This is a genomic window from Micromonospora sp. NPDC093244, from assembly GCF_040683695.1.
Taxonomy (GTDB): Bacteria; Actinomycetota; Actinomycetes; order Mycobacteriales; family Micromonosporaceae; genus Micromonospora.
This window is the reverse complement of record NZ_JBFBEO010000002.1, coordinates 505,809-529,552: the sequence shown is the minus strand read 5'-3', so window position 1 is coordinate 529,552 and position 23,744 is coordinate 505,809. Positions and strand designations below refer to the sequence as shown.

Genomic DNA, 23,744 nt, shown 5'->3' with positions numbered 1-23,744 from the left:
CCGCCGTGGGCCCCGCTTCAGCCCTTGAGGTCGGGCGTGGGATCCAGGACCCGGGCGAGCCAGCCCGCCTGCGCGCGCCGGGCCGCGTCCGAGACGCGGACCTGCGGAAACAGCGCCGAGAAGCCGTGGAAGCCGCCCGCCCAGAGGTGCAACTCCGCCTGGCCGCCGGCGGCCCAGATGCCTGTCGCGTAGGCCACGTCCTCGTCGCGGAAGACCTCGGCCGTCCCGGCGTCGATGTAGGTGGTCGGAAGGCCGGACAGGTCGTCCGCCAGCGCGGGTGAGACGTACGGGGAGACGTTCTCGTCGGGGTGCCCGCCGAGGACGCTGCGCCACCCGAACTCGTTCATCTCGCGGGTCCACACGCCGTCCGGCCCGCCGTACTGGTGGCTGGAGACGGTGTCGTTGCGGTGGTCGAGCATCGGGCACGACAGCAACTGGGCGGCGATGGCCGGGGTGCCGAGGTCGCGGGCCATGAGCGTGACCCCTGCCGCGAGGCCACCTCCGGCGCTGGCGCCGGCCACGACGATCCGGTCCGGGTCGATGCCGAGGTCTGCGGCGTTCTCGGCCACCCAGAGCAGGCCCCGGTAGCAGTCGTCCACAAGTGTCGTGCCTGTTGCTTCCGGCGCGAGCCGGTAGTCCACCGTGATCACGACGGCACCGAACCGGTCGAGCCATTCCAGCGGGACGTCGATGTTCGAGAAGCGATCACCCCACATCATTCCGCCGCCGTGGATCCAGTAGATGCCTGGCGCTCCTGCGGCGCTGTCGGTGGGGCTGAAGATGGACAGCGGGATCGGGGTTCCGTCGTTGGCCGGGACGGTGACCTCGCGTCGCTCGACCGCGCGGCCCTCCAGGTGACTCTCGATCGGCGGCTGGGGAAAGTGGCGCAGCAGTTCGATCACTTCGGGGCCGAGGGGCGGCAGGGGCGGCAACTCGGCCAGGGGCGCGAGCAGCTCGGGGTCGATGGCAGGTCGGGCGAGGTTCATCGGGATCCTTTCGGGGTGATGGGCCGGGGATGGCTGGTTCAGAAACTCGCCTTGCCGCCGACCGGCACCGCGTCGGTGTACGCGGACTCGCCGGCCAGCAGCGGCTGAAGCTTCGCGACAAGGGCCTGGGCCTGTTCGCCTGCGAAGAACGCGCGGTGCGCCTCGGCGCTGGTCCAGCCTTCGACGATGTGGACGACGTCGGGGTCGGAGGCCGAGCGGGACACCAGGAAGACGACGCAGTCGTCGTGGGGCATCGAGGGCGCGTCGAGCAGCAGCTGGATCAGCTCGTCCGCCCGGCCCGGGTGGGCGGTCATGGTGGCCTGGAATCCGTGCTGAACAGTCATCGAGGAGGCTCCTGGTCGTTTGGGTGGCGCTTCACCGCCGGGAAACTGACACTCCAATGGAAGCATCGCCACCAGCAGAATCGTTAGAAGGATGCTCGCGGCTTCTTGCCTGATCCTCTCGCTGGCAGGAGAATCGTCCCTGTGCTTCAATCGGGGCCGTGGACCTCGACGAGTTGCGGGCGCTGCTGGCCCGGCACGCCCGGCCGGACATGAGCACCGCCATCGACGGGGTGCTGATCTCGAAGGTCGAGCAGCGGACCCCACCGACCACGTCGATGTCGGGCACGGTGCTGGCACTCATCGCCCAGGGCGCCAAGCGGATGGCATTGGGCGACCGCGTGTACGAGTACCGCGCCGGCCAGTACCTCGTCGCGTCGGTCGACCTGCCGGTCACCGGCTACTTCACCCAGGCCAGCGCTGACACTCCGGCTCTCGGGTTCGGGCTGGTGCTGCACCCGGCCACCGTCGCGGAGCTGCTGTTGCAGGCGGCACCTGGCGATCTGCCGCCCCTCGCCGGGCCGACACCGTCCGGGATGGTGGTAAGCGACGCCCCCGACGAGCTCGGTGACGCGGTGATCCGGCTGCTCCGGCTCCTGGACCGGCCCCGGGACGTCACGGTGCTCGCGCCCCTGATCAAGAAGGAGATCCTGTGGCTGCTGCTCACCGGGGAGCAGGGCGCGGCCGTCCGGCAGCTCGGTCTGGCCGACAGCAGCCTCAGTCACATCGCCCGGGCGGTGCGGTGGATCCGCGACCACTACGCGCAGCCGTTCCGGGTGGAGGATCTGGCGCGACTGTCCGGGATGAGCGTGTCGGCGTTCTACCGCAACTTCCAGGCGGTGACCGCGATGAGCCCGATCCAGTTCCAGAAGCAGATCCGGTTGCAGGAGGCGCGGCTCCTTCTCGCCACCCACCCCAACGACGTGACGGGGGTGGGGATCCGCGTCGGCTACGAGAGCCCGTCGCAGTTCAGCCGCGAATACCGTCGCCAGTTCGGCGTGCCGCCCAGCCAGGACGCCACCCGCCTGCGCGGCGTCACCCGGGCCGAGGTGCCGGCGGTCGTCTGACCGCCGACGGACACGCCAACGACGGACGGGCGCCGCCACGGTCGTGGCGGCGCCCGTCGCAGGGGTCAGCGGCGGTTGTACCTGTACATGGTCAGGGTGCCGAAGACGAGCACGAACCCGGCGCTCCACACCAGCAGCCACATCGTGGCCGACGGGTCCGACTCGCCGCTCATCGTTCCGCGGATCGCCGCCACCAGCTGGGTCACCGGGTTGACCTTCACGAACGCCTGGAGCCAGCCCGGCATGGTGCTCGGGTCGACGAAGACGTTGCTGAGGAACGTCAGCGGGAACAGCACCATCATGCTGACGCCCATCACGGACTTCTCGCTGCGCAGGATCAGCCCGAAGAACGTCCACACCCAGGAGAAGGCGAACGAGAAGACGACCAGCAGCCCGATCCCGGCGGCGACACCTACCACCCCGCCTGCGGGCCGGAACCCGAGCACCAGCCCGAGGCTGAGGATGACCAGGGCGGCGAGGATGTAGCGCAGCACGTCGCCGAAAATCATGCCGACCAGGGCGGACGGGCGCCACACCGGCAGCGTCCGGAACCGGTCGAAGATGCCCTTCTCGATGTCGGTGTTGAGGCCGACACCTGTGTACATCGTGATCATCACGACGCTCGTCACCATGATGCCCGGCAGGAAGAACTGGAGGTATTCGCGCGGGCTGCCGGCGAGGGCCCCGCCGAACAGGTACGTGAACATCAGCACCATGATCACCGGGAACGCGGTCACGTCGAAGAGCTGCTCCGGCACATGCTTGATCTTCAGCAGGGCCCGCCAGCCGAAGGTGAGCGACGCGCCCAGCGCGGTCGGCCGGGGCGGTCGGGCGCCTGGCGCGAGGACCGTCGCCAGCGCCTCGGCGGAGGGGACGTAGACCGACGGGGCCCGTTCGGTGGTGGTGGTCGTGGTGTCGGTCATCGGGCTGCCTCCAGCTCGTCGTCGCGCTCGTCCGCCGGCACGGCGGGATGGTCGGTCAGAGCCAGGAAGACCTCGTCGAGGCTTGGCTGGCCGAGGGAGAAGTTGTCCACCACGATGCCGGCCCGGGCCAGCTCGCCGAGCGCCCGAGAGGCCTGGGCGCTGGCGTCGAGGTCGGTGCCGGCCTCGCCGACCCGGGCGGTCAACGCCACCGGATCGGCGGCGAGCTGCACCGGCACGTTCAGCGCCTCACGCAGCACCTTCTCCGCCTGGGGCCGCTGCCCGGGGTCGCGCAGTCGCAGGTGGACGGTGCCGGAGCCGACCGACGACTTCAACTCGCCAGGGGTGCCCTCCGCGATCACCCGGCCGTGGTCGACGACAGCAATCCGCCCGGCGAGCTGGTCGGCCTCGTCGAGGTACTGGGTGGTCAGCAGCACAGTCGTGCCGTGCGACACCACTGCCCGGACGATCTCCCACACCTGGTTGCGGCTGCGCGGATCGAGACCTGTGGTCGGTTCGTCGAGGAAGAGCAGATCGGGCGTGTTGAGGATGCTCGCGGCGATGTCGATGCGCCGCCGCATCCCGCCCGAGTACTTCTTCACCTGGCGGTCACTCGCCTCGGTCAGGCCGAACGCGGCGAGCAGGGCCGCCGCGCGGTCCCGCGCGGCAGGCTTGCGCAGGCCGAGCAGGCGGGCCAGGAGCACCAGGTTCTCCGTACCCGTCAGATCCTCATCGACAGACGCGTACTGGCCGGTGAGGCTGACCCGGCTGCGGACCTTGTCGGCCTCGGTGACCACGTCGTGGCCGAAGACCCGCGCGGTGCCCCCGTCGGGGCGCAGCAGGGTGGCGAGCACCCGGACCGCTGTGGTCTTGCCCGCCCCGTTCGGGCCGAGCAGGCCGTAGACGGTGCCGGCGGGCACCTGGAGGTCCATCCCCGCCAGCGCGCGGGTCTCCCCGAACGAGCGGGTGAGCCCTTCGGCCTCGATGGCCAGGCCGGTGGTGCGTCTACTCATGATCCTTACCTTTCGTCTGTCGTGTTCAGGAGACGTAGGGGCGTGCCGCGCGACCGTCGCGCAACGCCAGGCCCCACCAGCGGAGCTGGTCGAGCAGGACGTCGCTGTCGTGGCGCAGCTCGTCGGTGCGTAACGGTGTCGGCTCGCCGGCGAGCAGGTCGATGCCGACGACGTCGCGCACGGTCATGGCGTGCAGGGCGGTGAAGACCGTGCGCAGGTGATCGACCGCGTGCAGTCCGGTGGACCGGCAGCCGTACGACACGAAGCCGACCGGCTTGGCCTGCCACTCGTCGTACGCATAGTCGATCGCCTGTTTCAGGGGTGCCGGGAAGCTGTGGTTGTACTCGGGGGTGACCACGACGAACGCGTCCGCCCGGCCCACCTCACGCGCGAAGGCCTGGATGGACGCGGTAGACGCGGCCGGGTAGCTGGCCGGGAAGTCGTACTCGCTGAGGTCAACGACCGTCACCGCCAGGTCGTCGTGCCGCCTCGCCCGCTCGACGAACCACTCGGCGACCCGGTCGCCGGCCCGCCCCTCCCGGGTGCTGCCGACGATCACGGCGATCCGTAACTGTGTCATCGCCACCCCCTCCCATTCTCAGGGCGCGAGGTGACGACGGGCGCCCGCTAGATCGGATCTAGCGGGCGGTGTTCCGGGGCGGAATGTCGGTGCGATCGGTTTGACTGGGGTCGACGAACGAAGGAGTCGGATGGCACAGGTACGCATCGAGCCGTGGAGCGAGGACGACCTCGACCTGCTGCGGCAGCTCAACTCACCTGACACACGCAGGCACACAGGCGGTCCGGAGACCGACGAGCAGGTGCTGGCCCGGCACGACAGGTACGTGCACTTCGCCGACACCGGGCAGGGGTGCATGTTCACGGTGGCGCTGCCGGACGGCGCGCGGGTGGGCAGCGTCGGCTACTGGGCCCGCGAGTGGCGCGACCAACAGGTGTACGAGCTGGGCTGGGCGGTGCTGCCCGCGTACCGGGGGCAGGGGCTGGCGAGCGCCGCGGTGCGCGCGGCGCTGGACGTGGTGCGCGCCCGGCGGGACCGGCGCTATGCGCACGCGTACCCGTCGGTCGACAACCCCGCCTCGAACGCGGTCTGCCGCAAGGTGGGCTTCACGCTGCTGGGCGAGACTGGTTTCGAATATCCGCCGGGGCAGATGATGCGTGCCAACGACTGGCAGCTCGACCTGACCGCCCCGCCGACCGAAAGCTGAGGTCGGCGGGGCGGCCCGTGCCAGGTCACCAGGTGGTGTCGAGACGGTGCCGCTGCTCGGCGGTCAACTCCAGGTCCACCGCGGCGAGGCTCTCGTCCAGTTGGGCCACCGAGGAGGCGCCCACCAGCGGGATCGACGGCAGGTCACCGCCCAGCAACCAGGCGAGCACCACCTGGTTGACAGTCGCGCCGGTCTGCCCCGCGACCTCGCGCAGCGCGGCCAGCCGCCGTGGCGCGCTCGGCAGGTCGTACGCGGCGCTGAGCGGTTTGTCCGCCCGGGTGAACGCCCCCTTGAGCAGCGGCGAGTACGCCACCAGGGTCAGCGTGGGCTCGGCGCGCAGGTAGCTGAGCAGGTCGCCGCCGACACCGCCCGGCTCGCCGTCCGGGTCCAGCGAGGTGGCCAGGTCGGTGCGGTTGGGCAGGTAGCTGCGGTGGTACTGGAGCACCTCGTACCCCGGCAGGCCGGAGGCGGCGGCCAGCGCGCGGGCTCGCTCCACCCGCCACGCGCGGTGGTTGCTCGCGCCCAGCAGGCCCACCGTGCCCTCGGCGACCAGCTCGGCGAAGCCCTCCACGGTCTCCGCGAGTGGCACCGTGCGGTCCTCGATGTGCGCGTAGAGCAGGTCCAGCCGATCCACGCCGAGGCGGTCGCGGCTGCGCTGCGCCGACTCGCGGATCACCTTCGCCGACAGTCCCTCGGCGTTGTCCAGGTAGCTGGTGCCCGGGGCCAGCGGCCGGGCGCCCAGTTTCGTGGCGATGACGATCTCGGGACCGACGCCCCGGCTGCGCTGCCACCGCCCGAGCAGCTCCTCACTCTGCCCGCCCTGTGAGCCGTCGACCCAGAACGCGTAGTTGTCCGAGGTGTCGATGAACGTGCCGCCCGCCTCGACGTACCTGTCGAGGATCGCGTACGAGGTGGCCTCGTCGGTGGCGCTGCCGAACAGCATGGCGCCGAGGCTGAGCACGCTTACCTCGCGCCGGGTCGCCGGGTCGGCGCCGATCGTGCGGTACCGCATGAGGGCTCTCCTTCCGTGCGCCCTACCGGTGGGCGCCCACCGGTCACCCTGCCGGTTGGAGCGCACTCCAGGTCAAGCGTCGGTCACCAGGGCAGCACTCCGTACCCGGCGGCGACGTTCTCCTGGAAACCCCAGAGCAGCCCGCTCGGCCCGTCGGCCGGCAGCGTCGCCAGGTGCACGCTCACCTCGGCGCCCTGCTCGGGCGTGCGGAAGCCGTTGTTGCCGTTCAGGTCGGTGGCGCAGTACCCCGGGTTCGCCGCGTTCACCTTGATCGGGGTGTCCCGCAGTTCCTTGGCGTACATGGCGGTGACCATGTTCAGCGCTGCCTTCGACGACGGGTACGGCACGGAGACCAGGCCGGCCAGGGCACCTGTCGGGTCGGTCATCGCGGTGATCGAGCCGACCTCACTGGAGACGTTGACGATCCGCGCCGCAGGCGCCCGGCGCAGCAGCGGCAGCAGCGCGTTGGTCACCGCCACCGGTCCGAAGACGTTCGTCTCGTACACCCGGCGCAACGTGGCCAGAGTGGTCTCGCTGGGCAGCGCTCCCGGCCCGTCGCCGAGCACGATGCCGGCGTTGTTGACAAGTACGTCCAGCCTGCCGTGTTCGGCCTCCACCCGTTTCGCGGCGGCGGCCACCGACTCGGCGTCCGTCACGTCCAGGGGTACGAACGCCGCGTCCACGCCGCCGTCGCGCAGCTCCCGTTCCGCGGCCCGTCCCCGCTCGGCGTCCCGCGCGCCCACCAGCACGGTCATGCCGAGGCTGCCGAGCTGTCGGGCGGTGGCGAAGCCGATGCCCTTGTTGGCCCCGGTGATCAGGGCGGTCTTGTTCGTCATGCCGTCGAGCCTGTCCCCGCCGGCTGCCCCCGGGGAGGGACCGGCCGAGGCTGGGACCGGTGGTGCCACCCTGGCCGGTCCGGCCCGGGGCATGCTGGAGGGCATGACGAGCAGCGGCCTGCGGCGCGACGAACTGGCGGCGTTCCTGCGTACCCGCCGCGCCCGCCTGAGTCCCGCCGAGGTCGGGCTCCCCGAGGGTGAACGCCGACGCACGCCCGGGCTGCGCCGGCAGGAGGTCGCCCAGCTCGCCGGGATGTCGATCGACTACTACATCCGGCTGGAGCAGGGTCGCGGGCCGCACCCGTCGCGGCAGGTGCTCGCGTCGATGGCCCGGGCACTGATGTTGAGCCGGGATGAGCGGGAGTACCTGTTCCGGCTCGCCGGGGAGAATGCACCGCCGACCCGTGGGCCGAGCCGGGAGGTGTCGCCCGGCCTGCGGCACCTGCTCGACGCGATGACCGACACTCCGGCGTACCTGGTCGACGCCGCGTACCACGTGCTTGCCTGGAACCACCTGGCCACGCAATTCGTGGGGGACCTCGCGGCCGTGCCGGACGCGGACCGCAACATGATCCGCTGGACGTTCCGGCAGCCGATGACGAGCGGCCACTGGAACGACGCCGAGGTACGTCGGTTCGTCAGCAGCACCGTCGCGGATCTGCGGGCCGCCTACGGCCGTTTCCCGGACGATCCGGCGATCCGCGAGCTGGTCACCGAGCTGCTCGGCACCTCGCCCTGGTTCGCCCGGCTCTGGGCCGAGCACGACGTCGAGGAGCGCCGTCCCGTCGTCAAACGGGTGTCGCACCCTGAGCTGGGGCCGTTGGAGTTCGAGTGCCGGGTGTTGCTGGTGCCGGAGACCGAGCAGCGGTTGATCGTCTACGTCCCCGAGCCCGACTCGGCGACCCAGGCGGTGTTCCGCCGGATCGCCGAGCGGGTCGGTTCCTGAACCGGCACCGGGACGGGTTAGGTCAGCGGGGGACGTAGTCGAAGGTGTCCGGGTTCGCGCCCTGCCGCCCCGCCTCGCCCCTGTCCAGGCCGGTGATCCGCTCCATCGCCGTGTCGTCCAGCTCGAAGTCGAAGATCCGGGTGTTCTCCTCGATCCGCTTCGGGGTGGTCGACTTCGGGAAGATGATGTCGCCGCGCTGCACGTGCCAGCGCAGCACCACCTGGGCGGGGGTGCGGTCGAGCTGTTCGGCGATGTCCACCACCGTCGGGTCGTCGAGCACCTTGCCCTGCGCGATCGGCGACCACGCCTCGGTGAGGATGTTGTGCTCGCGGCCGTACGCGCGCACCTCCTCGTTGCCGAAGTACGGGTGCGCCTCGACCTGGTTGACCGCCGGCACCACGCCCGCCTCGTCGGCGAGCCGGCGCAGGTGCGGCACCTGGAAGTTCGACACGCCGATCGAGCGGGCCCGACCGTCGCGCTGGAACTCCTCGAGCACCTTCCAGGTCGACACGAAGTCGCCGTCGTAGAGGGTCGGCAGCGGCCAGTGGATCAGGAACAGGTCGATGTGGTCCATCTTCAGCGCCGCGAGGGTCGAGTCGAACGCCTTGCGGGCGTCGTCCGGGCGGTGGAAGCCGTTGTTGAGCTTGCTTGTCACGTAGACCGAGTCCCGGTCGAGGCCGGACCTGCGGACCGCCTCGCCGACCTCGGCCTCGTTGCCGTACATCTCGGCGGTGTCGATGTGCCGGTAGCCCACCTCGAGGGCGGTGCTCACCGCCGCGACGGTGTCCTTCGGCTCGATCTGGAACACCCCGAAGCCGAGCTGCGGGATGGTGGTGCCGTCGTTCAGGCTGATATTGGGAATCGTGAGTGCCACTGCGGCTCCTTCGCCTCTTCGTCTACCCGTCATCCATACCCGGGCGGGTGGGCGATTCACCGCCCGACACGGGTGACGAGCGCGACGGCGGACCGGATCACCCTGTCGTGTCGAAGAGCACAGGCCACGGCCGCTGCGCCGGCGCCGGTGCGGGCGCGGCCGGGGCGGGGTCGGCGGCGGCGAGCACCTCGGCGGCGAGCTGCCCGACCATCGGCGCCGCCGGGTGCGCCGACCGGTCCGGCCAGGCCGCCGACGTCCGCTTCACCAGCGGTGTGTCGGCGATCGGCCGCCAGGCGATCCGGGGTTCCCTACGGGCGACAGTGGCCGGCTCGACGGCCGCCGCGCCGCCGGCCAGCACCAACCCGAACAGGAACTCCGGATTGCGGGCCGGCCGGACCCGCGCCGGCCGCCAGCCCTGCCGGCGGCACACCGCCAGCAGGTGGTCGTGCCAGCCCGGTGTGGTGGCGCGGGGCGCTGCCACCAGGTCCAGGCCGGCCAGCGCGGCCAGCGGCACCTCCCGGTCGCGGGCCAGCGGCGAGGTGCGCGGCAGCAACACCCCCAGCGGTACGTCGACAGGGGCGCCGAAGCGCAGCCCTTCCGCCGTCACCGGGTGGTGCACCAGCCCCACGTCCAGGGTCCGCTCGGCGAGCATCCGTACCTGCTCGGCGGTGGTCAGCTCGTGCAGCTCCACGTCGAGGCCGGGCGCCCGGGTGGTGAGCTGGTCCAGCAGCGCGCGCAGCGTCACGGCCGGTGTCTCCGGCGGCACACCGGCCCGCAGTACGCCCAACTCACCCGCCCGCACCTGGCCCATGAGGTTGCGCAGCCGGCCCTCAGCGGCGAGCAGGTCCTCCGCCTCGCCGAGCAGCAGTTCACCGGCGGTGGTGAGGCGTACCTGCCGGCGGGACCTGTCGAACAGCTCGACTGCCAGTTCCCGTTCCAGCCGCTGGATCGACTGGCTCAGCGGCGGCTGGGCCATCCCGAGCAGCTCGGCGGCCCGCCCGAAGTGCAGCTCGTGTGCGACCACCACGAAGTGCCGCAGGTGTCGGAGCAGGTCCACGGCCGGACCCTACGCCCACGCCGGCGGCGCCCCGCTGGATACCGTGCGGAGGTGGACGTGGGGGAACGCATCGAGGCCGTCTTCGCCGACGCCGGCGTGACGGCAAGCCTGCACGCCGTGGACCTGGACGCCGTGGACCGGGAGGTCGGGGTACGGGCCGACGAGCAGGTGGTCATCGCGTCGATCTTCAAGATCCTGCTGGTGCTGGAGTTCGCCCGGCAGGTCGAGGCAGGCCAGCTCGACCCCACCGAACGCGTCCTGGTCACCGCCGCCGACCGGCTCGGCGGGTGGGGTCTGGCCGGCTGCGCGGACGACGCCGAGGTGTCGCTGCGTGACCTCGCGTACTTCGCCATGTCGGTGAGCGACAACACCGCCGCCGACCTGCTGCTGCGCCGCGTCGGCCCGGACCTGCTGCCGATGCTCGCCACCGAGCTGGGGCTGACGCGTACCCGGGTTCTCGGTGGCCCCCGGCAGCTGGTGGAGCTGATGCTCGCCGACGTGGGGGCACGGACCGAGGCGGAGTTCGCCCGGATCTTCCCGACCCTTCCGGCGCACCGGGTCCGGGCCATGCGGGTCTTCGACCCCGAGCACACCACCTCCAGTACGCCCCGGGAGATCACCCGGCTGCTCGCGCTGATCTGGCGGGACGAGGCCGGCCCGGCGGCGGCGTGCGCGATGGTCCGCACCTGGATGGCGCGGCAGATCTTCTGGACCCGGCTGGCCGCCGGTTTCCCGGCGGGCGTCCGCGTCTCCGGAAAGACCGGCACGCTACCCGGACTGCACCTGGAGGCAGGCGTCGCCGAATACCCCGACGGTGGCCGGTACGCCATCGCCGTCTTCGCCCGCGCCGACCAGTTGGCCCCGCGCCGGATCGACGTGGACCTGGCGATGGGGCAGGCCGCCCGTACGGCGGTCGAGGCGCTGCGCGGGGAGTGAATTTCCGCCCCCGGCGGTCGCCGGCCCGGCGGCGTTGAGCTGGCCCGATATGCGGTGAGGTATCGGCGACCGCGTTCACCGATCTTGGACGGGGGTGGGTCGGCGCTGGTTGGCTCCTGTCGACCGATCGTCCGACCACGGGGAGTGGAACCGCATGCCCAGTCTCGACCGCCGTCGCTTCCTGCGCGACGCCGCCGCCACCACCGCACTCGTCTCCGCCGGAGGCCTCGCCGCAGGCGCGGCCACCCCGGCCCAGGCCGCGCCACCCGTCGCCGCGCCCACCCCGACCACCCGCCGCACCGGCGCGGTCAGCTTCCGCTGGTGGGGCACCGCCGGCTGGCGCGTCGACATCGGCGATCGGACCGTCCTCGTCGACCCGTACCTCAGCCGCATCGACACCGGCCTGTTCACCGGTGCGTTCACGACCGACACCCCGTTGACCGTGCGGCCCGACGTGATCGATCCGCGCGTCGACCGGGCCATGACGGTGCTTGTCACGCACACCCACTGGGACCACTTCATGGACGTGCCGTACATCGCCGGGCGCACCGGCGCGCGGGTGTTCGGCACGCTCACCGCGTACCACCTGGGGTTGGCCTACGGGGTGCCGTCGACGCAGCTCAGCTCCGTGAAGGGTGGCGAGGTGCTGGACTTCGGCGACCACACGGTCGAGGTGGTCGGCTCGCTGCACAGCCGCAACCCGTCGTACTCCCTCGCCTTTCCAGGGGTGCGGGTGAGCCAGCCGCCGCGACCGGCGACCATCGCGGACCTGCCCGAGGGCGACACGCTCGGCTACCTGCTGCGGGTCGAGCGCGGCCCGTCGGTCTACTTCACCGGCGCCAGCGACGTCGCCGAGCGGAATCTCACGGGCCTGGCACCCGACGTGGCGATGGTCGCCATGCAGAACGCCACCACCACAGGCGACTACCTGCCCCGGCTGCTGGCCGGCCTGGACTACCCGAAGGTCGTGGTGCCTGTGCACTTCGACAACTTCGAGACGCCGCTGGAGAACCCGCCGCCGGTCGCCCCGACCGATCGCGCCCGGCTGGACGACATGATCGCGGCGGTACGCCGGATCTCGCCGCGCAGCCGGGTGCTGGTGCCCGAGTACGAGACCGCGTACCACTTCTGACCGGCCTCGGGTGGGGGCGGTGGAGCCCCCACCCGGTCAGCCGGCGGCCATCTCGGTTAGGGCGCGTACCGACTTCCAGTTGCGGGTGGTGGCCACCACTGCCAGCTTCTTCTCCAGGTACGCGTTTGTGAACTTCGTCCGGCCGTAGCCACCGTCGGGGAAGTGCAGGAAGATCTCCCGGCCGGTGACGGTGAACGACACGTTCTCGCCGCCGGGTACGACGAGCGCGTCCACACTGGACGTCGCCGGCGCAGAGCGCAGGAACGCCACGAGCAGCCTCGCGGGGTCGTCCTCGATCTCGGCGTACGGGTTGCCGCCGGCCACCGCCGCCATCTCGCGGCCGCTGCGCACCAGCACCGGCACTGTCAACGCCAGCTCGTCGGCGAGCGCCCGCTCGATTCCGGCGGCCAGCTTCTCCGCGTCGCGCACGGTGCTGTCGAAGGCCACGTTGCCGCTCTGCAGGTACGTCTTGACGTCCTCGTGCCCGAGGTCGGTGACGATCCGGCGCAGGTCGGCCATCGCGAGGCGGGTGCTGCCGACGTTGACCCCGCGCAGCAGGGCGACGTACCGGGCCATGGCTCCTCCTCGGGTGCGGGCCGACCGGCTCAGCCTAGGCCGCCCGGCCGGCTCACTCGACGACCGGAAGCACTACCTCGTTGCGGCGCAGGAACCACGGCTTCCACGGCGGGTCGAACCGGGCGTACCGGATCGCCCCGGTGGGTTGCAGGCCGGCCGCGGTGACCGACCGGCCGAGCATGGTGGCCCGCTGGCCGAACGCCCGCTCGGTCCACCGACCGGAGAAGCGCATCGCTGCCGCGAGCTGCGGCGGGATCTCCCGGATCCGCACCCGGGGGTCCACCGGATCGGGCACTGTCGCGGCGGTGAAGGCGGCCGGCATGACGAACTGGATCAGGTACGCCCCCGGCCGCTCGCCCTCCTCCTGCACCACCGGGACGGTCATCGCGATCTTCGTCGTGCCGGATGCCTGCGGCGTCGTCGGGGCGGTCGTCCCGAGCGGCCGCCGAACCCGGTTGGCGCCCCCGAGGTAGCCGGCCAGCGGCCGGAACGCCTCGATCGGCGCCCGGGTGAACGACGACTGGATCCGCACCTCGGCGACCAGGTGGGCCGGGTACCGGCGCAGCTCGAAGCCGGGATGTCGGGCCACCACCCGGTACGGCTGCTGTTCGGTCATCGCGCGGCTCCCAGGTTCTCCTGGGACCGACGCTACCGCCCGCCCGGCTCCCACTCGGGCGAAGTCGGGCGGCCCGTACCCGGGACGACTACCCGCCAGTACTGCCGCTTGCCCTCGTCGCGCACCACCACCCCGATCCGGCCGAGTTCGCGGCGCAGCTCCCGCACGTCGTCGCGGCGATCCCTGTCGAGTGCCCGTTCGCGGGCCCGCAGCAGGGCGTCCGCGCCGCCGGGCAACCCGGGAAGGTCGGGCACCCACAGCCGGTACGCCGGCCGGTGCGGATCGGCGTCCGCCCAGCCCCAGCCGTGGGCCCGGAACGCCGCCGCGAGCCGGTCGGACGGCAGGTCGGTGGCCTCCCGGACCAGCTCCGCGCCGTCGGCGTCGAGCAGCACGAGGTGACCGTCGTCGACGAACACAGCCCGGGTCTCCGCCCGAGCGACGGCCTGGTCGGCGTCGGCGCGGCGCAGCCGGACCTGCGCCGCGTCGACGGTGACGATCAGCCGTTCGGCGGTGCCGATCCCGGCGATGACCAGACCCGCCAGGACGCCCACCGCGATCGTGCCGATGGTTGCCTGCGGCTCGGGCAGCCGGTCCAGCCACTCGACCAGGCCCCGGAACGGCACCCAGGGCAGCCGGACGAGCCAGCCCGTCGCCGCCGCGAGGAGCCATCCGGCACCCGCGCCGAGCAGCGGGAAGCCTCCCCACATGACGGCCAGCTCGAGCGGGCCACCGCTGACCACGGTGCGGGGTCGGTAGCCGGCCGGATCCATGGTCAGGACACCTCCCGGCGCAAGGTCCGGACCAGGCCGACGGCCAGTGGGAGGACCAGCCAGACCAGCAGGGACACCGCCAGTCGGGCCCACTGACCGCCCGTGACGTCGCTTGTGAACAGCGGCCCCATGGTCCGGCTGGTGTCCAGCCAGTCGGCCGGGCCGTTCAGGGGCCGGACCACCTCGCCGAGCACCGTCCAGATGGTCGGTAGCAGCAGGTAGCCGACGATGGCCAGCGGTGGGTTGAGCAGCAGCAGGCCGAAGGCGGCACCCATCAGCGCGCTGGCGACCTGGGCGATCGCCGTGTGCAGGATCAGCGGTGCGTCGATGTCCCAGGTGCCCGCGCCGCCGGTGGCCGACGCCACAAGCGTCCCGACGGCGGCGACGGCAAGGCTGACCAGCAGCGAGGCGAGCGCGGCAAGCACCACCGCGATCAACTTCGCGGCCACCACCCGCTGCCGCCGGGGCACCAGCGCGTACGTGGTGAGGGCGGTGCGCTGGGACCACTCACTGGTGATCGACAGGATGCCCAGCACCGGCAGGAGCACGTTGACCGGCAGCAGCGACGGAACGAAGAAGGTGACGAAGGTTAGCTCGTCATCCGCGCCGTAGATCAGCAGGAGGGTGACGATCGCGACGACGACCAGACCGATGGTGATCAGCAGCCAGCGGCCGGCCCGGGTGTCGACGAGCTTGCGCAGCTCCACGGAGGTGAGGCGGAGCAGCGACGGGCGGCGTACCGGAGTGTGGTGCCGGGGCGTCACGGCGCCCGCGGCGGGCGCGGTGGTGGTGGTCATCGGACAGCCTCCTTTGTCGATTCGCCGGCGGTCAGGGTGAGGAAGAGCTGTTCGAGGCCACCGCCGCCGGCCGGGCGCAACTCGGCCAGCGCGACACCGGCGTCGGCGGCGGCCTGGCCGACCGTCTCGGCGTCGGCCTGCACGAGCAGCCCCTCCGAACTGTCGGCGGCGCTCAGGTCGGCCGCGTCGAGCGCCCGGCGCAGCGCCGCGACGTCGCGGGCCCGGACCACCGTGCCGCCGCCGGCCAGCAGTTCGTCCTTGTCGCCCTGGGCCACGATCCGGCCGCCCCCGATCACCACCAGCCGGTCCGCGACCGCCTCCACCTCGCGCAGCAGGTGGGAGGAGAGCAGCACGGTGCCGCCCCGGTCGGCGAAGTCGCGCAGCAGCCCGCGCATCCAGAAGATCCCCTCCGGGTCCAGGCCGTTCGCCGGCTCGTCGAGGATCAACACCCGGGGCTCACCGAGCAGCGCGTGTGCCAGCCCGAGCCGCTGCCGCATCCCCAGGGAGTACGCCTTGACCCGTCGCTTGGCGGCCACCGCGTTCAACCCGACCAGGTCGAGCTTCGCGGCGACCTCGCGCCTGTCCAACCCCATGGTGTACGCGGACAGCGTCAACGCCTCGCGGCCGGTGCGCCCGGCGTGCTGGGCGGAGGCGTCCAGCAGCACCCCGACCTCGCGCCCCGGGTTGGGCAGTTCCCGGTACGGGTGCCCGGCGACGGTGGCGCGACCGGCGGTCGGTGCGGTGAGTCCGCAGATCATGCGCATGGTGGTGGACTTGCCGGCGCCGTTGGGCCCGAGGAAGCCGGTGACGGTGCCCGGCTCGCAGTGGAACGACACGTCGTCCACCGCCGGGTGTGGTCCGTACCGTTTGGTGAGGTTCTCCACGGTGATCATGTCGTCGAGCCTGCCCGCGCCGCCCGGCCATCCGCTGCGGCCACCTGTCGGTGTCGCACCGACCTTGGTCGACAAGGAGGTCTCGACTTTGGTAGCTGGTTGCCGGTGCCTGTCGCTGCCTAGCATTGGCGCGTGACAAGCATCGCCGTACCCGAACACCCCTGGTTGCTGCCGGGGGAGCTGGTGGTGCCGGTGGAGCCCGAGCGCGCGCGTCCGCGTCGCACCACCCGCGACTGGGTGGTGGACAGCCTCGCGTTCCTCTCCGGGCTGGTCTGGGTGCTGTACGTCACCGCGGACGCGCTGTCGCCCGACCCGCAGACGGCGGTTCCGCTGCCGCACGACTGGATGGTCGGCGCGGACGCGCTCATCGGTCTGGTCTGCTGCGGGCTGCTCTGGGTGCGGCGGCGGTGGCCGCTCGGGCTGGCGGTGGCGACGCTGCCGCTGAACCTGTTCTCGATGGCCGCGGCCATCCCGCTGTTGATCTTCTATTTCACAGTCGTGGTGCACCGGCGGACCGCCGTCGCGGTGGCGGTGACAGGTGTCGGTTTCCTCACCAACCTGGTCTTCAGCTGGACCCGTCCGGATCCGGCCATGTCGTACTGGGTCACCGTGAGCTGGGGCATGGTGCTCACCCTCGCCGTGCTGGCCTGGGGGATGTTCGTCCGCGCCCGACGACAGTTGATCGTGTCGCTGCGCGAGCGCGCCGAGCGGGCCGAGGCCGAGCAGCAGCTCCGGGTCGCCCAGGCCCGCCACCTCGAACGCACCCGGATCGCCCGGGAGATGCACGACGTGCTGGCCCACCGGATCTCCCTGCTCAGCCTGCACGCAGGGGCACTGGAGTTCCGCCCGGACGCGCCGGCCGACGAGGTGGCCCGCGCCGCCGGAGTGATCCGGGGCAGCGCCCACGCCGCCCTCCAGGACCTGCGCGAGGTCATCGGAGTGCTCCGGGCCGAGGGCGACGGGGAGGCCCCCGAGCCACCGCAACCCACACTCGCCGACCTGCCGGCCCTGATCGCCGAGTCGCGGGCCGCCGGGGTGCGGGTGAACGTGAACGACAGCGTCGGCAGGCCGCAGGAGGTGCCGGCGGCGCTGGGCCGGGCCGCGTACCGGATCGTGCAGGAGGGGCTGACCAACGCGCGCAAGCACGCGGCCGGCGCGGCTGTGACCCTGGACGTGTCCGGCGGGCCGGGGATCGGGCTGACCGTGGCGATCGGCAACCGGTGGCCGGTCGGTACGCCGGCCGGCGGCACGCTGCCGGGCGCGGGCACCGGCCTGGTCGGCATCAGCGAACGCGTCACTCTCGCCGGCGGCCGGCTCGCCTACGGTCGGGACGACGCGGGCGACTTCCGGCTGGCCGCCTGGCTGCCGTGGCCGGCGTGACCGGGGCCGGGTCGGCCGGGCCGCCGGTGCGCGTGCTGATCGTCGACGACGACGCGCTGGTCCGCGCCGGGCTGTCGATGATCCTCGGCGGCCTGCCGGACCTGGCCGTGGTGGGTGAGGCGGCCGACGGCGCCGAGGTGCCGGAGGCGGTGGCCGCGTACGCCCCGGACGTGGTGCTGATGGACATCCGGATGCCACGGGTGGACGGGTTGACCGCCACCGAGGCGCTGCGTGCCCAGCCGCACCCGCCGGAGGTGCTGGTGCTGACCACCTTCGACGCCGACGAGCAGGTGTTGCGGGCGCTGCGCGCCGGGGCGGCCGGGTTCCTGCTCAAGGACACCCCGCCCGCGGAGATCGTGCACGCGGTACGTCGGGTCGCGGCCGGCGAGGCGACGCTCTCCCCGACGGTGACCAGGAAACTGATCGCCCACGTCACCTCCGACCTCGGCCCGACCGGCCCCGACCGCAGGCAGGAGCGCGCGTTGCGGCTGCTCACCGGGCTCAGCGAGCGGGAGCGGCAGGTCGCCGTCGCGCTGGGCCGGGGGCGCACCAACGCGGAGATCGCGGGGGAGTTGTTCATGAGTGTGGCGACCGTGAAGGCGTACGTCTCGCGGCTGTTGACCCGGCTGGAGCTGAACAACCGGGTCCAGGTGGCCCTGCTCGTGCACGACGCCGGCCTGGTCTGACGACCTCGTCCACGTGCTGCCGGCGGAGGATCCGCTTACCGCGTACCAGAATTGAACTTTCGTCAGGTGCCGGCCGTACCCATGGCCGAGGATGTCGGTGCGGTGGGTCCGCCGTACCGCTGCCGAGCTGCGGGAGGCCTGCCGTGCGAGTTGGTGAGCAGTCGACGGATCCCATCGACCTGGTACTGGGTGAGGTGCCGGTGCCGGCGCCGCTGACCCCCGAGGATGTCCGGCTCGCGGTCCGGGCGGTGGTCGTGCACACAGCCGAGGAGTGGCCCACCGGGCCGCTGTGCCGCAACGACGGCGCGTCCTACCCGTGCCGCCTGCACCGCTGGGGACGGCGGGTGCTGGAGACACACGGGCTCAACGAGCGGCAGATCGACGCGTTGATCCGGCACGGCAATCCGTTCGTGCACGTGCCGTTCCCGTTCACGGCGACCGGGCCGTCGCGGCAGCAGGCCGCGCGGGTCGTCCCGCCGGGGGTACGCCCCACCGCTGCTGGCCGGCCGGTGACTCCCCCCGTCACCGCGCCGCGCTGGCCCCGGGCGAGCTGAGCGCGGCACCCCTTCGCCGCCCGTCCCGGGGCACACACGACGTCGGCCCGCCGCGAAGTTCCCCCTCCGCGTCGGGCCGACGTCGTTCCGGCTGCCCGCTCAGTCGTTGCCGGCGCCGATCCCGCAGTCCGGCGCGGACCAGCTCGTCGTGTTCGAGCTGCGGTCGTTGTTGTTCTCCCGCCGCGAGTCGACGTGCACGTGGTCGTCGTGGTCGGGGTAGCCCGGCCCGTAGAGGCCGCTGAAGCCGTTGTTCCGGGCGTTGCGGGCCACCTGGCACAGCGACGACGTCCGCGAGGTGACGTCCGCCGCGTTGCCGTACAGGTGCTGGCTGTCCGACGCGCCGCCGACCTGGTTGTTGCAGGCGCGGCTGCGGTAGCCGCTCGACACCCGCAGCGGCTTGTCGCCGAGGCTCCTGCGCAGCGCCTCCAACTTCCACATGGTGCGCAGCGCGTTCTGCTTGGTCTGGTTGGCCGAGAGCGGGCCGCCGCTCCACCCACTTCCACCACACCCGTTGTCCAGCTCGCTGTAGCTGAAGTGCGCGGGCGTGCAGTCGTTGTCCTGTAGCTGGTACAGCTTGGCGAAGGTCTGCGGACCGGCGATCCCGTCGGCGCGCAGCCCGTACGCCTGCTGGAACCGCTTGACGGCGGCGGCGGTCTTGGGCCCGTACCGGCCGTCGTTCTCGACGATGTCCCGGTAGCCGGCCCAACCGGCGACCCGGATTTGCAACTGGCGGACGTCGTCGCCCGAGCGTCCCTGGGCCAGGGTGCGGTTCCACGTGTAGCAGCCGTCCGCATGGGCCGCGGGTGCGGCGACGACCGCGGCGATCGCTGCCCCGGGCAGCGCCAGGGCGAATGCGACGGCGGCTCGCTTCCAGGTGTTTACGCGCACAGAAGTCCTCCCGATAGGAGAGCGAATGGGGTGGCTTCGGGACATCGACCGAGGCGTCCCGTGATTTCCACCCTCGCACTGATCGGTGCGGTTGGCGGCAATTAACGAGAATTGTCCTCACGATCTGTGGTCCCTGGGCCTTGGCTGTGAATTCGACTGATTTGCGAAACAGCCATGTACTCCCGATCGCCCCCGGGACGGACCAAGCGCGACCGAACGTCGCAATCGACCCCACCGTGGGTGATGTTGCCCGGACCCCGTGGGGCGGTAACGTCAGCCCGGGCGGTGGACTGGCGGAGGTGCGCGTGGCACGCGGTGGCGTCTTCTGTGTCGAGGGTCAGTGGCACCGCGACCTCAACGAGCGGGGCTCCGTGCTTCCCACCCTCGAACTGCTGGAGCGGCTCGGCAAGATCCGTTTCATCCACAAGGACGCGGCGACCCGCGACGAGCTGTTCTACTTCCTGGACCGCTGGCTGCTCAAGCAGTACGCGGACCACCGGGTCGGCTTCTTCGCCATGCACGGCGAGCCGAGCCGACTCTGCCTCACCGACTGGCAGTCGGTGGAGCTGAACGAGGTGGCCGACCTGATGGCCGGCCGCGCCGAGGGGCGGCGACTCTATTTCGGCAGCTGTTCTGTCCTGCGCGCCTCCGACGCCGTGCTGCGCGAGTTCCTGGAAGTCACCGGAGCCGCCCTGATCTGCGGTTTCACCAGGGAAGTGGACTGGGTCGAATCGGCGGCCTTCGAAACAGTTCTCCTCGACGTACTGGCCAACGGGCAACGACACAATGCCGCCGAACTGCGGATGGGCTCGGCCCACTGGGCGCCGCTCGCGTCGTACCTCGGCTTCCGGGTGATCTACGCCAACGGCCGAGCCTGGCGCCCCACCGGCCGCCCCCGGGTGCCCACCCAGGCGGTGCACCGCACCGTGACCCGCCCCCGCTGACCCGCCGCCCCCGCGTCGCCGTCACCCTGGTAGGAACGGGGCATGGCGCGCAGCATCGCGAAGAACACCCGGGTCGACCGGGACACCCTGCTCGACTTCCTCCGGCCGCGACACCGGGTCGTGCTGATGACCACCAGGCCCGACGGCCGCCCGCAGTCGTCCCCGGTCTCCGCCGGCATCGACGGGCAGGGCCGGCTGGTCGTCTCCACCTACCCCGAGCGGGCCAAGGTGACGAACATCCGCCGCGATCCGCGGGTGTCGGCCTGCGTGCTCAGCGACGACTGGAACGGCCCCTGGGTGCAGATCGACGGCACCGCCGAGGTGCTGGACCTGCCCGACGCGTTGGAGCCGCTCGTCGAGTACTTCCGCAGCATCTCCGGCGAGCACCCGGACTGGGACGACTACCGGGCCGCCATGGTGCGCCAGGGCAAGTCGCTGATCCGGGTCACCATCGACGCCTGGGGGCCGATCGCCACCGGCGGCTTCCCCGCCCGCCTCGCCGACTGACCGTCCGCCCGACTCAGTACGCGGCGGTGAAGCGCGCGTTGCGGTGCCGGGGCTGCTCGATCTCGTCGACGATCGCCACCGCCAGGTCCTCGTACGTCAGCACCGAGCGGCCCTGCTCGTCGGTGACCGGCTCGTCGCCACCGGTGCGGTAGTGCCCGGTGCGCTCGCCCGGGTGGAACTCCAGCGGCGGCGGCGACACGTACGTCCAGGTAACCCCGTCGGCCGAGGTGCGGTAGTAGTCAAGCGCGTCGGCCTGGCCCAGCGCCGAATCCCGGTACTCCGCCGGGAAGTCCGGCTCGTCGAGGTAGCGGGTGCCCTTCGGGGTGAGCAGCGTCGACCCGCCGCCGAGATGGATGATGCGCGGCGCGGCCGGCATCCCACGCAGCGTGGTCACAAGTGTCTCCGCCGCGGTGCGCCACAGGTCGCGTCCGCCCCCGCCGATCGCCACCACCAGCGCGTCCGCGTCCGGCGCCACCTCCCTGACGCTCCGCTCGCTCGTGGCATCGCCGGTGACCGTCCGCACCCCGTCCGGCAGGTACGAGGTGGCCTCCGGACGACGCACGGCGGCGATCACCAGGTGCCCCCGGTCGACCGCCTCGGCGGTGATCCGCGACCCGGCGGTCCCGCCCGCGCCAAACACGACGATGGTGCTCACCACCCCAGGCTAGGGACCTGACGTGCCACCCATCGGCGGAACGGCGATCCCGGTCAGTCGACCAGGGCGGCGTAGACGAGCTGGCGCAGCTGGGAGCGCAGCGGGTAGGTGCTCGACGGCATCAGCTGGGTGAACAGCAGCGCGGTGATCTCCTCGACCGGGTCCACCCAGAACGCGGTGCTCGCCACCCCACCCCAGTAGTACTCGCCGACGCTGCTCGGCACCCGGCTGGGGATCGGGTCGTCGACAACCGCGAAGCCGAGACCGAAGCCGATCCCGTCGAGGGTGCTCTCGGCGAAGCCGCCGGTGGACAGGGCGCCGAGGTCCCGACCCTCGGGCAGGTGGTTGCGGGTCATGAACCGCACGGTGCGGGGCCCGAGCAGGCGGGCCCCGTCCAGCTCGCCGCCGCGCAGCAGCATCTGCGTGAAGCGGTGGTAGTCGGCGGCGCTGGAGATCAGGCCGCCGCCACCGGAGAGCAGGTTGGGCCTGCGGTACGCGAGAGCGCCGAGCCTGTCGTACCGGACCGCCCGGCCGCTGCGCGGGTCCGGTGCGTAGAGCGCGGCCAGCCGCTCGGCCTCGGCGCCCTCCACCCACCACCTGGTGTCGGTCATGCCGAGCGGGCCGAAGATCCGGTCGGCGAAGAACGCGTCGAGGCTCTGCCCGGAGACCACCTCGACGAGCCGGCCGAGCACGTCGGTGGCGACCGAGTAGCCCCACGCGGTACCCGGCTGGAACAGCAGCGGCAGCTCGCCGAACGCCGCGCAGGCGCCGGTCAGGTCGACGTCCGCCGGCGGATACAGGTCGTAGCCGGCGGCCCGGTACAACCCGTCGACCACCGAGGTCTGCATGAAGCCGTACGTCAGGCCGGCGGTGTGGGTGAGCAGGTGCCACACCCGGATCGGCTCGGTCGCCGGCACCGTGTACGGCTTGAGCGTCGACCCCTTGGAGTAGACGCGCAGGTCGGCGAACTCCGGCAGCCAGCGGCTGATCTCGTCGGTCAGCTCGAAGCGGCCCTCCTCCCACAGGATCATCGCCGCGACCGAGGTGACAGGTTTGGTCATCGAGTAGATCCGCCAGAGCGTGTCGGTCTCGACAGGTGCGCCCGACTCGGTGTCCCGCAGCCCGTACGTCGACGAGTGCGCCACCTCACCGCGCCTGGTGACCACCACCTGCCAGCCGGCCAGCCGGCCGTCGTCGACGTACCTGCCGAAGTGCTCGTCGATCCGCGCCAACCGCGCCGGGTCGAAACCGATCTGGTCCGGGTCCTTGCTCCGAGCGACACTCACGTCGCCGAACCTACTAGCCGGTATGCCGGTGCCGGAAGGGCGGCCACCCCGACGTCGGTGGCTGGCACTAGCCTGACCAGATGCCGGAATTGACCGAGGATGTGACCTACCGCCACGAGGACTGGTACGGCGAGGAGCTGGCCGACCGGCACTTCGTGGGGTGTGAGTTCTTCCAGGTGGACCTGACCGAGGCGGTGAGCCGGGGCGCGGTGTTCACCGGCTGCACGTTCGGCAACGTGCAGTTCAACGCCTCCCGGCACGTCGACTCGGCCTTCACCCGCTGCGTCTTCAAGCGGTGCAACTTCTTCGAGGCCGAGTTCACCGGCTGCAAGCTGGTCGGCAGCACCTTCGCACAGTGCGACATGCGTCCGCTGCGGGTGGACGGCGGCGACTGGTCCTTCGTCGCGCTGCCGGGCGCGGATCTGCGCGGCGTCCACCTCACCGACGTACGGATGCGCGAAGCTGACCTGTCCGGGGCCAACCTCACCGGGGCGACGGTGACCGGCGTCGACCTCTCCGGCGCGCAGCTGCAGCATGTCCGGCTCGGGGGCGCCGACCTGCGCCGCAGCGATCTGACGGCACTCGACCCGACGACGGTGGAGCGGGCCGGCGCGATCGTCGACGCCGAACAGGCGCTGCTGATCACGCAGGCGCTCGGCTTCCGGATCGGCTGACGGCACGGGTGTTCGCGGCCGGCCCGGGACCGGCGGGTTGTCCGATACCTCCGGTTCCGGACTGGACAGGCCCACCGGTCCGGATCTAGCGTGTCGTCCACGCCAGTGCAAACGTGAAACGGCCCACAGTGGACGGTGTGATCCGCGACGGTCGATGGTGGCCGGGCGGTGG

The 23,744-nt window shown here is 71.9% G+C and carries 28 protein-coding genes; 11 read left to right on the top strand and 17 right to left on the bottom strand.

Translation table 11 applies throughout. The annotated features are described in order from the left end of the window. Positions 1–17: 17 nt before the first annotated feature. Complete coding sequence (locus AB0N27_RS12490) at positions 18–986, bottom strand: alpha/beta hydrolase (protein ID WP_364367516.1); 969 nt, start codon at positions 984–986, stop codon at positions 18–20. A gap of 38 nt (positions 987–1,024) precedes the next feature. Further along, positions 1,025–1,330, bottom strand: coding sequence for an antibiotic biosynthesis monooxygenase (locus AB0N27_RS12485; RefSeq protein WP_364367513.1), 306 nt, complete (start codon positions 1,328–1,330; stop codon positions 1,025–1,027). Positions 1,331–1,488: 158 nt separating this feature from the next. On the opposite strand from AB0N27_RS12485, the gene AB0N27_RS12480 reads away from it, so the two are divergent. Then, positions 1,489–2,394, top strand: coding sequence for an AraC family transcriptional regulator (locus AB0N27_RS12480; RefSeq protein WP_364367510.1), 906 nt, complete (start codon positions 1,489–1,491; stop codon positions 2,392–2,394). 65 nt (positions 2,395–2,459) lie between these two features. On the opposite strand, the gene AB0N27_RS12475 is transcribed toward AB0N27_RS12480, so the two are convergent. Genes AB0N27_RS12475 through AB0N27_RS12465 form a run of 3 tightly spaced genes read right to left on the bottom strand, consistent with a single transcriptional unit; the run spans position 2,460 to position 4,907 of the window. Next, the gene (locus AB0N27_RS12475; RefSeq protein WP_364367508.1) at positions 2,460–3,317 is read right to left on the bottom strand and encodes an ABC transporter permease; all 858 of its coding nucleotides are present in this window, start codon (positions 3,315–3,317) and stop codon (positions 2,460–2,462) included. Beyond that, on the bottom strand, positions 3,314–4,327 hold the full coding sequence (locus AB0N27_RS12470; protein ID WP_364367505.1) for an ATP-binding cassette domain-containing protein: 1,014 nt from the start codon (positions 4,325–4,327) through the stop codon (positions 3,314–3,316). The genes AB0N27_RS12475 and AB0N27_RS12470 overlap by 4 nt, the downstream gene beginning before the upstream one ends. Positions 4,328–4,352: 25 nt before the next feature. Next, entirely contained in the window at positions 4,353–4,907 is a 555-nt protein-coding gene (locus AB0N27_RS12465; RefSeq protein WP_364367503.1) for an NAD(P)H-dependent oxidoreductase, read from the bottom strand. Between the two features lie 130 nt (positions 4,908–5,037). Between AB0N27_RS12465 and AB0N27_RS12460 the strand changes: the two genes are divergently transcribed. Next, on the top strand, positions 5,038–5,553 hold the full coding sequence (locus tag AB0N27_RS12460; protein WP_364367500.1) for a GNAT family N-acetyltransferase: 516 nt from the start codon (positions 5,038–5,040) through the stop codon (positions 5,551–5,553). A 25-nt stretch (positions 5,554–5,578) separates the two neighbouring features. Here the strand turns inward: AB0N27_RS12460 and AB0N27_RS12455 are convergent, their stop codons facing one another. Both AB0N27_RS12455 and AB0N27_RS12450 read right to left on the bottom strand, forming a co-directional pair. Then, positions 5,579–6,565 (bottom strand): aldo/keto reductase, encoded by a 987-nt coding sequence (locus tag AB0N27_RS12455; RefSeq protein ID WP_364367497.1) that lies wholly within the window; start codon positions 6,563–6,565, stop codon positions 5,579–5,581. An 83-nt stretch (positions 6,566–6,648) separates the two neighbouring features. Continuing rightward, positions 6,649–7,401 carry an SDR family oxidoreductase gene (locus AB0N27_RS12450; protein ID WP_364367494.1) on the bottom strand — a complete coding sequence of 251 codons (753 nt, stop codon included), beginning with the start codon at positions 7,399–7,401 and terminating at the stop codon, positions 6,649–6,651. Between the two features lie 103 nt (positions 7,402–7,504). Here AB0N27_RS12450 and AB0N27_RS12445 point away from each other — a divergent pair, with 103 nt between their 5' ends. Next, positions 7,505–8,347: a helix-turn-helix transcriptional regulator gene (locus tag AB0N27_RS12445; protein WP_364367491.1), complete on the top strand. Its 843-nt coding sequence runs from the start codon at positions 7,505–7,507 to the stop codon at positions 8,345–8,347. Between the two features lie 22 nt (positions 8,348–8,369). On the opposite strand, the gene AB0N27_RS12440 is transcribed toward AB0N27_RS12445, so the two are convergent. Both AB0N27_RS12440 and AB0N27_RS12435 read right to left on the bottom strand, forming a co-directional pair. Beyond that, on the bottom strand, positions 8,370–9,221 hold the full coding sequence (locus tag AB0N27_RS12440; protein ID WP_364367488.1) for an aldo/keto reductase: 852 nt from the start codon (positions 9,219–9,221) through the stop codon (positions 8,370–8,372). A 97-nt stretch (positions 9,222–9,318) separates the two neighbouring features. After that, on the bottom strand, positions 9,319–10,278 hold the full coding sequence (locus tag AB0N27_RS12435; RefSeq protein WP_364367485.1) for a LysR substrate-binding domain-containing protein: 960 nt from the start codon (positions 10,276–10,278) through the stop codon (positions 9,319–9,321). Positions 10,279–10,329: 51 nt separating this feature from the next. Between AB0N27_RS12435 and AB0N27_RS12430 the strand changes: the two genes are divergently transcribed. Then, positions 10,330–11,214, top strand: coding sequence for a serine hydrolase (locus tag AB0N27_RS12430; protein ID WP_364367483.1), 885 nt, complete (start codon positions 10,330–10,332; stop codon positions 11,212–11,214). A 154-nt stretch (positions 11,215–11,368) separates the two neighbouring features. Then, a complete protein-coding gene (locus AB0N27_RS12425) occupies positions 11,369–12,346 on the top strand; it encodes an MBL fold metallo-hydrolase (protein WP_364367480.1) in 978 nt (325 codons plus the stop codon). 36 nt (positions 12,347–12,382) lie between these two features. Here the strand turns inward: AB0N27_RS12425 and AB0N27_RS12420 are convergent, their stop codons facing one another. From AB0N27_RS12420 to AB0N27_RS12400, 5 genes are read right to left on the bottom strand one after another with little or no spacing between them, the layout of a single operon-like run. Then, positions 12,383–12,922 carry a DUF1697 domain-containing protein gene (locus AB0N27_RS12420; protein ID WP_364367477.1) on the bottom strand — a complete coding sequence of 180 codons (540 nt, stop codon included), beginning with the start codon at positions 12,920–12,922 and terminating at the stop codon, positions 12,383–12,385. A 52-nt stretch (positions 12,923–12,974) separates the two neighbouring features. Further along, the gene (locus tag AB0N27_RS12415; protein WP_364367474.1) at positions 12,975–13,538 is read right to left on the bottom strand and encodes a heme-binding protein; all 564 of its coding nucleotides are present in this window, start codon (positions 13,536–13,538) and stop codon (positions 12,975–12,977) included. Between the two features lie 32 nt (positions 13,539–13,570). Next, positions 13,571–14,308, bottom strand: coding sequence for a hypothetical protein (locus AB0N27_RS12410; RefSeq protein ID WP_364367471.1), 738 nt, complete (start codon positions 14,306–14,308; stop codon positions 13,571–13,573). Between the two features lie 2 nt (positions 14,309–14,310). Next, positions 14,311–15,105: an ABC transporter permease gene (locus tag AB0N27_RS12405; protein WP_364367468.1), complete on the bottom strand. Its 795-nt coding sequence runs from the start codon at positions 15,103–15,105 to the stop codon at positions 14,311–14,313. Then, positions 15,102–15,998, bottom strand: a complete 897-nt coding sequence (locus tag AB0N27_RS12400; protein WP_364367465.1) for an ATP-binding cassette domain-containing protein — start codon at positions 15,996–15,998, stop codon at positions 15,102–15,104. Before AB0N27_RS12400 ends, AB0N27_RS12405 begins: the two co-directional genes overlap by 4 nt. Before the next feature lie 132 nt (positions 15,999–16,130). On the opposite strand from AB0N27_RS12400, the gene AB0N27_RS12395 reads away from it, so the two are divergent. From AB0N27_RS12395 to AB0N27_RS12385, 3 genes are all read left to right on the top strand, one after another. After that, positions 16,131–17,378 (top strand): histidine kinase, encoded by a 1,248-nt coding sequence (locus AB0N27_RS12395; RefSeq protein ID WP_364367462.1) that lies wholly within the window; start codon positions 16,131–16,133, stop codon positions 17,376–17,378. Beyond that, positions 17,366–18,064, top strand: coding sequence for a response regulator transcription factor (locus AB0N27_RS12390; RefSeq protein ID WP_364367459.1), 699 nt, complete (start codon positions 17,366–17,368; stop codon positions 18,062–18,064). Before AB0N27_RS12395 ends, AB0N27_RS12390 begins: the two co-directional genes overlap by 13 nt. Positions 18,065–18,207: 143 nt before the next feature. Next, positions 18,208–18,618 (top strand): hypothetical protein, encoded by a 411-nt coding sequence (locus AB0N27_RS12385; RefSeq protein WP_139586585.1) that lies wholly within the window; start codon positions 18,208–18,210, stop codon positions 18,616–18,618. 99 nt (positions 18,619–18,717) lie between these two features. Here AB0N27_RS12385 and AB0N27_RS12380 read toward each other — a convergent pair whose 3' ends face one another. Next, positions 18,718–19,506, bottom strand: a complete 789-nt coding sequence (locus AB0N27_RS12380; RefSeq protein WP_364367455.1) for a D-Ala-D-Ala carboxypeptidase family metallohydrolase — start codon at positions 19,504–19,506, stop codon at positions 18,718–18,720. A gap of 305 nt (positions 19,507–19,811) precedes the next feature. On the opposite strand from AB0N27_RS12380, the gene AB0N27_RS12375 reads away from it, so the two are divergent. Both AB0N27_RS12375 and AB0N27_RS12370 read left to right on the top strand, forming a co-directional pair. Further along, positions 19,812–20,450 carry a hypothetical protein gene (locus AB0N27_RS12375; protein WP_357980402.1) on the top strand — a complete coding sequence of 213 codons (639 nt, stop codon included), beginning with the start codon at positions 19,812–19,814 and terminating at the stop codon, positions 20,448–20,450. 42 nt (positions 20,451–20,492) lie between these two features. Then, complete coding sequence (locus AB0N27_RS12370) at positions 20,493–20,957, top strand: PPOX class F420-dependent oxidoreductase (RefSeq protein WP_139583222.1); 465 nt, start codon at positions 20,493–20,495, stop codon at positions 20,955–20,957. Positions 20,958–20,970: 13 nt separating this feature from the next. Here the strand turns inward: AB0N27_RS12370 and AB0N27_RS12365 are convergent, their stop codons facing one another. Further along, a complete protein-coding gene (locus AB0N27_RS12365) occupies positions 20,971–21,612 on the bottom strand; it encodes an NAD(P)H-binding protein (protein WP_364367450.1) in 642 nt (213 codons plus the stop codon). Between the two features lie 53 nt (positions 21,613–21,665). Then, the gene (locus tag AB0N27_RS12360; RefSeq protein WP_364367446.1) at positions 21,666–22,898 is read right to left on the bottom strand and encodes a serine hydrolase domain-containing protein; all 1,233 of its coding nucleotides are present in this window, start codon (positions 22,896–22,898) and stop codon (positions 21,666–21,668) included. An 80-nt stretch (positions 22,899–22,978) separates the two neighbouring features. On the opposite strand from AB0N27_RS12360, the gene AB0N27_RS12355 reads away from it, so the two are divergent. Then, positions 22,979–23,572: a pentapeptide repeat-containing protein gene (locus tag AB0N27_RS12355; protein ID WP_364367443.1), complete on the top strand. Its 594-nt coding sequence runs from the start codon at positions 22,979–22,981 to the stop codon at positions 23,570–23,572. The last annotated feature ends 172 nt before the right edge of the window (positions 23,573–23,744 follow it).